The organism is Legionella sp. km772 (genome assembly GCF_003989735.1).
Classification (GTDB): Bacteria; Pseudomonadota; Gammaproteobacteria; order Legionellales; family Legionellaceae; genus Legionella.
On record NZ_RZGQ01000105.1, the window covers coordinates 1 to 10,133 of the forward strand.

A 10,133-nucleotide genomic window follows, 5' to 3' on the forward strand; every position below is an offset into this window, starting at 1 on the left:
CTCTCCTGGCCTATGGACTTGTGGATAAGCCATTCTGAGAGTAAGGTGAATGAACTAACAAACCGGGAATAGCTCTTATTTTTCCTGAATTTTGTTCCAGATCCCCGGACCTAGCTAAGTAGTCTTGATCAAAAAGCCACTGCTCAACTTAAAACTGAAGAGGAATATTTAGACAAGCTACTTGCAAAGGATGGTTTCTTTCAACAGCTTGTGCAATCCATTAATGGAACTAACGCATTTACCAAATTATTAGCTCATCAACTTAAACTGATTAATGATTTAAAACCCTTTTTAAGTAATGAACGTGCCCAGATTAAAAGCGATATCGCGAGTTTAAAAGTAATAGAAAAATCCAAGTTAACCAGCTTTTTCAGGGATACAGATCTTAAACGTTTATATGATGCCACAGATAATTATTTTGCAGCACCCTCCCCCGTGACTCTTGAGGCAGTAACAAAAGCGCGTGATAAAATAAAAGGTAGCGATCTTCTCTCCCCGGCTTTAGACAAACAAATTGATTTACTTAAAGCAAACCATGCTAAAATCGATAATTTAACTCAGCAAAAAAAAGATATAAGCAAACAAATAAATACCTTCATTACTGATTATTTAAACCAACATGCGAATGATAAAGATGACCTGCACACAGCAAAAAAGAATGTTATGAAAGCGATTCAAACTTATGTTAACGAACCAACAGCTGATAATTGGAAGAGCTTAGATAAAAGTACGCAAGATAATCCTGGATGGGATAAAGGGTTTTTCTCTAAAGTGAGTTCAGTAATGGATAAGGCAAGAGATTTTCATGATGAAATAGAGCAACGCTCTCCGATGAACGGTGCTTAATAATATTATTTAATAGGCTTGAAAAATTGGCTAATTTTAAAATCATGGCGTATATTTAAGAGACATAACATGACAAGGACGAATAATGAAAAAAATAATGCTGGTCTTAGTTGTTATTACGGCATCTACTTTTCTTAGTAGTTGTGGCACTACCTGTTGTAACACGAATAACAATGGCTGTTGTGGTGCTGATACCATTGGTAATTGGTATTAAGCTTTCTCTGTCATGAAACAAAATTACTTTCAAGGTATATCTTCCGAGGGTTTTCATGAGGTAGCCTATACTGAATGGGGAAATTGGTCAGACCAATTTCCCAGTATTATTTGTGTTCATGGTCTTACTCGAAATAGTCGGGATTTTGATGAGTTAGCCATGTATTTAAGTAATAAAGGACGTTATGTGTTATGTCCTGATGTTGTGGGGCGTGGCGAAAGTTCGTGGTTTACCCATCCATCCAACTATAATTTTACCCAGTATATCTCTGATATGAGTACACTTATCGCTCGCGCTAATACTCATCACATTGATTGGATTGGAACATCTATGGGTGGTCTTATTGGGATGATGTTAGCAGCCCTCCCTAATACGCCTATTCGTAAATTAGTTATTAATGATGTAGGTCCACAAATCCCTCTTAAAGCATTAAAGCGTTTAGGAAAATATGCCGGAAAAAATCCCCTATTTAAAAGTTTTGAAGAGGCTAAAGCTTATTGTAAACTCAATTATGCAGATTTTGGTGACTTAAGTGAGGAGCAGTGGGAGCATTTTACTAAACATAGCATTAAACAACGTGCCCCGAATCTTTACGCACTAAAGGTGGATCCAGGCATACGCAATCCAAAATCAACCAGTCAGTGGCTTAATGAATTTATTCACCATCCTCGTAAAGCCTTAGAAGGGATTTTTTATGATGTTGATCTTTGGCCCCTATGGAAACAAATTAATTGCCCTGTTTTAGTTATTCATGGCCAACGCTCTGATTTGCTCACCCCCGAAATTATTTTGGCTATGCGTCGTACTCACCCTTCTATTGAAGTTTATGAAGTAGAAGATGCCGGACATGCTCCAGCCTTATTGAATCAGAAAGACCACGAAGTAATCTATAATTGGCTGATTATGGGTTAGAGTCCACTTTATTTCGATAAAGCCTTTCTTTTATCCCGTTTAAATTAATTTGATGACTAAATAAAGTAATTAAAGCACCTAATAAAACCAGCACCACCCCTAAAGCATGCCAGGGTTGTAAAGTCTCCCCTAAAAGAATTACCCCAAAAATAACCACAAATACCGGTTCTAAAACGGATAAAATAGAGGCTTTTTCCGAACTAATATATTTTAAGCTATGTAACATCAGTAAAATAGGAACTACAGTAGCAATAACCCCTATACCTAATAAGTTAATCCATGTATCCATATTTTGCGGAACAGCTAAGCTGTGATCAAAATAAGACACAATAAAACTAGTAGTCATACAGCCTAAACAAACCATTGAGGTGGAAACATTAGGTGGCATTTCGTTCTTTTTACTAGAAACAATGTAACAAGCATAGAAAAAAGAAGAGGCCAGCCCTAAAGTAATACCAATGAGATCAAAACCTACCTGCTCCATATCAATCATTAACAACATGCCGAATAAAATAATTAATATAGCCAAATAATAAATCTTCGGGATGGTATGCCCATAAAAAAAATAATTTAGAATCATAATTATCACCGGATAAGTAAAAAAAATCACCATAGATAATCCGGAACCAATATATAAGGAGGCATAAAAATAGAGTAAAGTTGAAATGCCATAGTAAAAAACGCCACCACCAAAAGCGATGAGCACTTGTTTACGCTGGAGTTTTAATCTTTTTAGTTGAGGAATAACAATCAGAGCCATCAACAAGCTAGAAATTAGAAAGCGCCAAAAAAGCATAGTACTTGCGGAAAGATGATTATTTATCGCACTTAAGCCAAAATAACCAATAAAACCGTAAAGGAAACCTGATAAGATGGCGTATACGGAGCCTCGCTGCTCTAAAGAGTTCATTAATGACAGCCTTAAAATTAATTATTATGCTAAGCGCAAAGAATTATACTATTTTTAAACTAACAAGTAAATTATTGTGCAGGTATAACTTGACCGCTATCGGGTGATAAATAACAAAAAAAGATTGACAATAAATTATACAGAATGTAATATACGGCCAGCTTATATTGGGGCTGTAGATGATTCGATTTTTTGCTGTAATTTTTACTGGCTTAGTCTTTACAACCACTGTTTTTGCACAAAGTTCTCCTTGTGAAAAACAACAATGCATTGCCATCGTAGATGCAGGCAGTACAGGCTCAAGACTCCATATTTACGCTTATGATTTAGATGTAACCAAGACGCCGATTCATATCAAAGAATTGTGGAATAAAAAAATCACCCCTGGCTTTGCAAGAATTGAAGCGAATACCAATACTATAGACTCCTATTTAACCATTCTTCTCGCTGACTCACCAATCAAAAAAATTCCCATTTATTTTTATGCAACGGCAGGAATGCGCCTTTTGCCACAAATGAAGCAAAAAAAATATTACGACGAATTAAGCTCATGGTTTAAAAAACATTCCGAATGGCAGCTGGTGGAAGCCAAAACTATTACCGGTAATGAAGAGGGTCTCTATGATTGGCTTTCTGTCAATTACCATTTGGGTAACTTCGAATCACCTACTAATAAGTCCATTGGTGTAATGGATATGGGCGGTGCATCGGTACAAATAGTATTCCCTATTGCCGAAACACCGACCATTAACGATAAATCGCAAATTCAAGTTAATCTCTATGGCCGCCATTATAACCTTTATGTCCATAGCTTTTTAGGCTTAGGGCAAACAGAAATGTCGCATCAGTTCCTTAACTCGGCTTCTTGCTTTGTTAATAATTATCCACTGCCTGATGGCGCTGAAGGCCAAGGTAATGCCCTGTCTTGTGAGCAAGAAGTTTCCTCTTTAATGAATCAAGTGCATGGTGTTAATCAACTCATCCAACCTTTATTAGCAGCGAATCCGGTTGATTCTTGGTATAGTATTGGCGGCATCTCCAACCTTGCAGATAGTCAATTCTTCAATTTTCAACACTCGCAGTTAACCAATCAGGATTTATTGGAACAAGCTGACAGCCAAATTTGCCATCAACAATGGGAAGACATTAACAACCAATACCCTGATGATGATTATGTTTATCAATATTGTCTTTTTTCAGCTTATTATTACGCTTTAATGGTTGATGGATATGGTCTTTATCCTGAGCAGACAATTAACTATCTCCCCCCCCAACAAAATATAGATTGGACTACAGGAGTAGTACTTCATCAACAGAGGTAACTCAAGTCACTTATAGCTTGACTCCATCGTAAATCTAAAGATAGCTACTCCGACAAAGCTTAGGATTAAGCTTTGAGCGAGATGAGGGACTCCGCATACAAAACCGTGAAGGGTAAGACCTACTTAAGTTAATAATTAAATTCCTAGTTTAAAAGGAAGTTTTTTGTTATCTGGATATGACCTCGACTCATAACTACCAGATTATTATTGAGAAATTCATAGAGCTAAATGATTGCAGATCAGAAAATTAAGGGGTGGTCGATCATGTTTATAAATAAAAACGAAAGAGCCCCATTTTGTAGCAACTGTCTTGAATTAAAATTCAAGACAGTTGCTACAGTCCTGGTAATAATAAGCATAAACACACGATCGTTTTTCATACCGGTGAATGCTAATCAGCTTAATCTGAGGTTGGACGAAAAAGGCCGCTCAACAAGTGCAGCATACTTTCGCATGTGCGCTTGTTGAGCGGCCTTCCTTCAAGCCGCAAGGGACTCATTACTAGGGGCGATCGTCGAGCTCTTTGCGCTGACTTGGTAAAAAGTCTTTCCTATCTAAACCTAAGGCTACCGCTAACGCACCAGCTACATAAATAGAAGAATAAGTACCAATAACAATACCGATAATCAAGGCTAAAGAGAAACCATGAATAGTTTCTCCACCATACACAAACAAGGCGACGACTACAAATAGGGTCAGCATCGAAGTCATAATCGTCCGGGATAAGGTTTGATTAATCGATATATTCATAATTTCAATAGGTGTACTACGACGAATTTTTACAAAATTTTCCCGCACCCTATCGAATACTACGATAGTATCGTTTAATGAATAACCGATAACTGCCAAAAGACCGGCTAGAGCCTTGAGATCAAACTCTATCCCAAAGAAAGCAAAAATCCCGAGAATTAATACTGGATCGTGTACTAAAGCCACCGCAGCACTAAAAGCAAGTCGATATTCGAAACGCATGGCGATATAGATCATTGTTGCTAATAAAGACACTACTATTGCTAAAGCACCCTTAGTCGCTAACTCTTGTCCTACCTGCGGCCCTACAAAATCAACACGTTGTTTTACGGCTCCCGGTAAAGCAGACATCACTTGATCTACAAGACGTGATTGATCAACGCCCTCATGGGGAGCAATACTAATAAGCACATCTTTAGAGGTACCATAACTTACAACTTGTGCCTCTTTAAATCCAACTTTGCTCAAGTTTTCTCTAATTAAATTAAGATCGGCAGCATTACTGTAAGTCACTTCGATTTGAGTACCTCCAGTAAAATCAAGACCCCATTTTAAACCATGAATAGCTAAAGCCCCCATGGACACAACAAAAATTAGAAGAGAAAATAAGGCCGTCCAGCGACGTGCCCCCATAAAATCTATTTTTGAATTTGGATTAAAAAATTCCATCTCAGCCTCGCTTAAATACCTATAGATAATTTTTTGACGTTACGACTTCCGTAACACAAATTAACAACGGCTCTCGTGTAGGTAATAGCAGTTAACATTGAAGTTAATAAGCCTAAAGATAAAGTCACCGCAAAACCACGCACTGGACCTGTACCTACAGCAAATAAAATAACCGCCACGATAAAGGTCGTCACGTTCGCATCAAGAATAGTAGCAAAGGCACGCTCATATCCTGCATGAATTGCTGCCTGCGGAGATAAACCATGCCGGAGCTCTTCACGGATACGCTCATAGATAAGTACGTTCGCATCCACGGCCATACCCACCGTTAACACGATACCAGCAATACCAGGTAGCGTCAGTGTTGCATCAATGATAGATAATAAGGCAACTAAAAGTATTAAATTAAGTAATAAGGCAAAGTTAGCAATCATACCGAACACACGATAGTAAACTAACATTAAGACCAAAATTAATCCCATACCTACTTCTAAAGATACAACTCCTCGACGGATATTCTCTTTACCCAAAGTAGGACCAACTGTTCGCTCCTCAATAGGATAAATGGCTGCAGGTAAAGCACCGGCTCTTAACAATAACGCCAAATTACTCGCTTCTTTACTATCGGTTAGGCCAGTAATCTGGAAATTGTTACCTAAAGCATTTTGGATTACCGGTGCACTAATTACCCTCTCTTCTTTATGGGTAACGCGCTTTTCCACTCCATTGACCATTTGTATGCTGTTTTTAGTTTCCACATAAACTATAGCCATACGTTTGCCAATATTTTCGCGGGTCACTTTAGTAAAAAAGCTCTCACCCCCGCCCCCTAATTGAATTTGCACAGCGGGCGTTGCTGTTTGCTGGTCAAAGCTAGATACAGCAGAGGTAATAGAATCACCACTCAAAACCACCTGTCTTTTTAATAAGATAGGATGATTATCCATCATATATAGTTTATCACTTACTGGCACAATCCCTGTTTGCTTAGCAATAGCGGGATCATTTTCTTGATCTACTAAATAAAATTGTAGTGTTGCTGTTCCACCAAGAATTTGTTTCGCTCGAGCAGCATCTTGAATTCCCGGTAAATCTACTGCTACACGCGTAGCACCTTGTTGCTGGACTACTGCCTCACCCACTCCTAATTCATTGACTCGATTACGTAAAATACTCATTGTTTGCTCGATAGTATTTTGACGAATGGTATTCAACTCTTCGGGTGAAATAGATCCCATAATTGAATTGGGCGCACTAGATTTAACAAAACTAATACCAGAAATTTTTTGTTTTAATTCCATTAACGCAGTGTTCATGGATTGCTCATCACGAAAGCGAAGTTCTACCCCTTTGTTGGCAACATAACGTATACCAGAATAACGCACCCCAAGATCACGCATTTCTTGGCCGATATTTTTCATCACGCCTTCATAACGACGATTAATGACGCTATCTATGTCGACTTCTAAAAGGAAATGCACCCCTCCTCTTAAATCCAAGCCCTGCTTCATAGGATCTGCATGGATTTTGCTAAGCCATTCAGGAGTTGAAGGTGCTAAATTTAAAGCAACGGTAAAATCATTACCCAAACTACCTTTAATAACATCACGAGCTACTAGTTGAGTGTCAGTTGACGCAAAGACTACTTCCACCCCTTGCTCTTGGGTAATAATGGATTTATAAGATAGCTTTGCTTTGTCAAGCGCATCAGCCACCTGCTTTTTCAACTCATCACTATCAACAGAACCATCTGATGAAACTTGTACAACTGGATTTTCTGTATATAAATTAGGAATGGCATAAACTAGGCCAACCAATATGATCACGATAAGTAATAGATTTTTCCACAAAGGATATTTATTTTGCATTTTCCGTCCTGTCCCTAACTTAAAGAGATTTTAAAGTACCTTTTGGCAATACCGCGCTGACAGCACTTTTTTGTAAACTAATCTCTACCCCATCCGCTAGGCTTACTTTAATGTATTGATCATCTAAACTGACTATCTTGGCTAAAATTCCACCAACAGTAATGATTTCATCCCCTTTTTTTAAACGATTTAATAAATCACGTTGCTCTTTAGCTCTCTTATTTTGTGGTCTAATTAACATAAAATAACCCAATACGAGAATGGCAGCGATCATCAAAAATGAAAAACCTTCTGCTTGAGGTTGAGCAGCAGGGGCTGCAGCAGCAATCGCATCACTAATAAAAAAACTCATTTGATCTCCTCGGCAGTCTTAACTATTTATAAAAGCAGTCTATCTTTAACAGCGTGCATCATATAGGGATTTAACCCGAAGGTAAATGAATCGAAACGATTTCAACTTACTTTCTTTTTCTAATCAAGCAGACAAGAGTTAATTTGATCTTTGCTTGCACAACCTTGCCTTAATTCGCATTTAATACATTTTGTACATAATCAACATTATGTTGGATTATAAAACGTTGAGCTAATAAAGGGGTGTGGTGGTATAAATGGTGGAGGTAAGCCTTGGTAAGCTTATCGTTACAAGTACTGCACTCACAATCATCACTTAATTTAGTAAAAGACAGGGCATGCCTAAGCTCTTTCAAATCAATTAGTCCTTCCTGAGCGTAAGCACACCCATTTAATCCTTGTTCACTAGGCTGTTCAGATTCGATATAGGGTATACTAAGAGCCGCTAATTCTTGCAGCTCTTCAAAATCTAGTGCTCCTTGGACATAACAAGAGTGTGTATTTATATATTTTTTTAGTTCTTCTATCAGCGAGGTGAAATTATTTTCGACCTGAAAATATAGTCCATAATTGGAGCTAGCATCAACAGGTAAATCCTTATTGCATAAATAAGTAAAGATATTGGGATTTAATAGCCCCCCTAATTGCGGATAGTGCTTTAGAATAGCGGGAGGAAGAATCAGCTGATCGGGCTTTAAATGATTAATCAAATCAATGAATTGAAGATAATCGATTGTTATTTTGCTTCCATCATAAGGAGATTTTAAATTAATTTCACCTACTTTATTCGCTTTGAGACGACTGGCGTTAATAATTATTTTTCCAGGCCAGTTCACATAAGAGCCTAGATTTGGAAGCTTTTTTAATAAGCTAAGGCCGGGTTTTAGTAGTAAGGCGTCTAAATAATAGACAGCGGTATTAATTTTAGCTTCTTGCCAATTAGCTGTTGTGAGGCATAAACCTGATTCAGAAGTCAAAACAGGTACCCAATTACTTGTTGTAAACATGCTCTCCCCTTGCCTTTTACTTAACGACTAAACCAATAAACTTGTATCACCATAACTAAAAAAACGATATTTTTTATCAATAGCTTCTTGATATAGAGCCATCGCTTCCTTATGACCAATAAAAGCAGAAACAAGCATTAATAAGGTGGATTCAGGCAAATGGAAATTAGTCATCAGGCCATCACAAATTTTGAATTCATAACCAGGGTAAATAAAAATATTCGTATCTTGGCTGCAAGGCTTTAAAACCCCATTTGCAGCAGCACTTTCCAAGCTGCGAAGCGCAGTTGTGCCAATAGCAATGACTCGGTTACCCGCAGCTTTTGTAGCTTCAACTGCAGTACACAACTCTGCTGTGACTGTATATTGTTCACTATGCATTTTATGATCTTTAATATCATCGCTACGCACAGGCCGAAAAGTACCCGCCCCTACATGCAAGGTCACATAGGCTATTTTAATCCCTTTGGCCTTTATCTTTTCAATTACGGCCTCGTCAAAGTGCAGACCTGCTGTGGGTGCAGCCACCGAACCCTCATATTTAGCATACACCGTTTGATAGCGTTCTTTATCTTCAATCTCATCGTCACGAGTAATATAAGGGGGTAACGGCATATGTCCTAGAGCCCCTACCAAATCCAAAACCTCAATGGTGCTTTGGCAATGGAATAGATCATCTTGGCGCTCTAAAACTTCTAATTGCAGGCCTTGGGCTAATTGAATAATACCACCTGCTTTTAGTGCTTTGCTTGCTTTAATATGTGCTAAAAAAGTGGTAGGGCTAGTTACCCGCTCAACAAGCAGTTCTACTTTCCCACCTGAAGGTTTTTGGCCATAAAGGCGTGCTGGAATTACCCGAGTATTATTCATCACCAACAAATCGCCAGGATTTAGAAAGTCAGCAATATCACGGAATTGATGGTGGCCGTATTCATTTTTCTGTTTACGGTTATAAACCAATAAACGAGAATCACTTCTGTTTGCTAAGGGGTATTGAGCGATTAACTCTTCAGGAAGGTCAAAATAAAAATCTTGCTTTTTCATAAATAAATAACTTTAACGTTGAATAAGCTTTCAAGGAAAGCCGAACCCTATCCCTGATTTGCTAAACAGAGAATTATATATAAAATACGATCCCAAAACTAGTTATATTATAAGCATTACCAGGGCCACCTCATGAAAAAAATCTAGCTTAAATCGGTAAATAATGAGAGGCTAGCTTCATTTAAATGGATATAGGAATGAAGCTGGAAGAAGGATTTTTAGATTTTTTTATTTCACTTG

The 10,133-nt window shown here is 37.9% G+C and carries 10 protein-coding genes; 4 read left to right on the top strand and 6 right to left on the bottom strand.

What is annotated here, in order from left to right:
* Window positions 1-210: 210 nt before the first annotated feature.
* The 3 genes from ELY15_RS10680 (at window position 211) to ELY15_RS10685 (ending at window position 1,972) form a co-directional block, all read left to right on the top strand.
* Window positions 211-846 carry a hypothetical protein gene (locus ELY15_RS10680; protein ID WP_127099829.1) on the top strand — a complete coding sequence of 212 codons (636 nt, stop codon included), beginning with the start codon at window positions 211-213 and terminating at the stop codon, window positions 844-846.
* A gap of 85 nt (window positions 847-931) precedes the next feature.
* Window positions 932-1,060, top strand: a complete 129-nt coding sequence (locus tag ELY15_RS16570; RefSeq protein ID WP_255411094.1) for a hypothetical protein — start codon at window positions 932-934, stop codon at window positions 1,058-1,060.
* 12 nt (window positions 1,061-1,072) lie between these two features.
* Complete coding sequence (locus ELY15_RS10685) at window positions 1,073-1,972, top strand: alpha/beta fold hydrolase (RefSeq protein WP_127099831.1); 900 nt, start codon at window positions 1,073-1,075, stop codon at window positions 1,970-1,972.
* Here ELY15_RS10685 and ELY15_RS10690 read toward each other — a convergent pair.
* Window positions 1,962-2,882, bottom strand: a complete 921-nt coding sequence (locus tag ELY15_RS10690) for a DMT family transporter (protein WP_127099834.1) — start codon at window positions 2,880-2,882, stop codon at window positions 1,962-1,964. The two genes, ELY15_RS10685 and ELY15_RS10690, sit on opposite strands and share 11 nt — an antisense overlap.
* Before the next feature lie 179 nt (window positions 2,883-3,061).
* On the opposite strand from ELY15_RS10690, the gene ELY15_RS10695 reads away from it, so the two are divergent.
* Window positions 3,062-4,204 carry a multidrug DMT transporter permease gene (locus ELY15_RS10695; protein WP_127099836.1) on the top strand — a complete coding sequence of 381 codons (1,143 nt, stop codon included), beginning with the start codon at window positions 3,062-3,064 and terminating at the stop codon, window positions 4,202-4,204.
* 501 nt (window positions 4,205-4,705) lie between these two features.
* Here ELY15_RS10695 and secF read toward each other — a convergent pair.
* The 5 genes from secF to queA all read right to left on the bottom strand — a co-directional run bounded on the left by secF (window position 4,706) and on the right by queA (window position 9,893).
* Window positions 4,706-5,623 carry a protein translocase subunit SecF gene (gene secF, locus ELY15_RS10700; RefSeq protein WP_127099838.1) on the bottom strand — a complete coding sequence of 306 codons (918 nt, stop codon included), beginning with the start codon at window positions 5,621-5,623 and terminating at the stop codon, window positions 4,706-4,708.
* An 11-nt stretch (window positions 5,624-5,634) separates the two neighbouring features.
* On the bottom strand, window positions 5,635-7,491 hold the full coding sequence (secD, locus tag ELY15_RS10705) for a protein translocase subunit SecD (protein WP_127099840.1): 1,857 nt from the start codon (window positions 7,489-7,491) through the stop codon (window positions 5,635-5,637).
* A 19-nt stretch (window positions 7,492-7,510) separates the two neighbouring features.
* Entirely contained in the window at window positions 7,511-7,843 is a 333-nt protein-coding gene (yajC, locus tag ELY15_RS10710) for a preprotein translocase subunit YajC (protein WP_127099842.1), read from the bottom strand.
* 169 nt (window positions 7,844-8,012) lie between these two features.
* On the bottom strand, window positions 8,013-8,849 hold the full coding sequence (locus ELY15_RS10715) for a queuine tRNA-ribosyltransferase (protein ID WP_127099844.1): 837 nt from the start codon (window positions 8,847-8,849) through the stop codon (window positions 8,013-8,015).
* Between the two features lie 27 nt (window positions 8,850-8,876).
* A complete protein-coding gene (queA, locus tag ELY15_RS10720; protein ID WP_127099846.1) occupies window positions 8,877-9,893 on the bottom strand; it encodes a tRNA preQ1(34) S-adenosylmethionine ribosyltransferase-isomerase QueA in 1,017 nt (338 codons plus the stop codon).
* Window positions 9,894-10,133 lie beyond the last annotated feature (240 nt).

What these genes read in the sequence shown, in the direction of transcription:
- yajC (WP_127099842.1), bottom strand. Translation starts at nt 7,843, where the DNA reads ATGAGTTTTTTTATTAGTGATGCGATTGCTGCTGCAGCCCCTGCTGCT.
- secD (WP_127099840.1), bottom strand. Translation starts at nt 7,491, where the DNA reads ATGCAAAATAAATATCCTTTGTGGAAAAATCTATTACTTATCGTGATC.
- ELY15_RS10695 (WP_127099836.1), top strand. Translation starts at nt 3,062, where the DNA reads ATGATTCGATTTTTTGCTGTAATTTTTACTGGCTTAGTCTTTACAACC.
- ELY15_RS10715 (WP_127099844.1), bottom strand. Translation starts at nt 8,849, where the DNA reads ATGTTTACAACAAGTAATTGGGTACCTGTTTTGACTTCTGAATCAGGT.
- secF (WP_127099838.1), bottom strand. Translation starts at nt 5,623, where the DNA reads ATGGAATTTTTTAATCCAAATTCAAAAATAGATTTTATGGGGGCACGT.
- ELY15_RS10685 (WP_127099831.1), top strand. Translation starts at nt 1,073, where the DNA reads ATGAAACAAAATTACTTTCAAGGTATATCTTCCGAGGGTTTTCATGAG.
- ELY15_RS16570 (WP_255411094.1), top strand. Translation starts at nt 932, where the DNA reads ATGAAAAAAATAATGCTGGTCTTAGTTGTTATTACGGCATCTACTTTT.
- queA (WP_127099846.1), bottom strand. Translation starts at nt 9,893, where the DNA reads ATGAAAAAGCAAGATTTTTATTTTGACCTTCCTGAAGAGTTAATCGCT.
- ELY15_RS10690 (WP_127099834.1), bottom strand. Translation starts at nt 2,882, where the DNA reads ATGAACTCTTTAGAGCAGCGAGGCTCCGTATACGCCATCTTATCAGGT.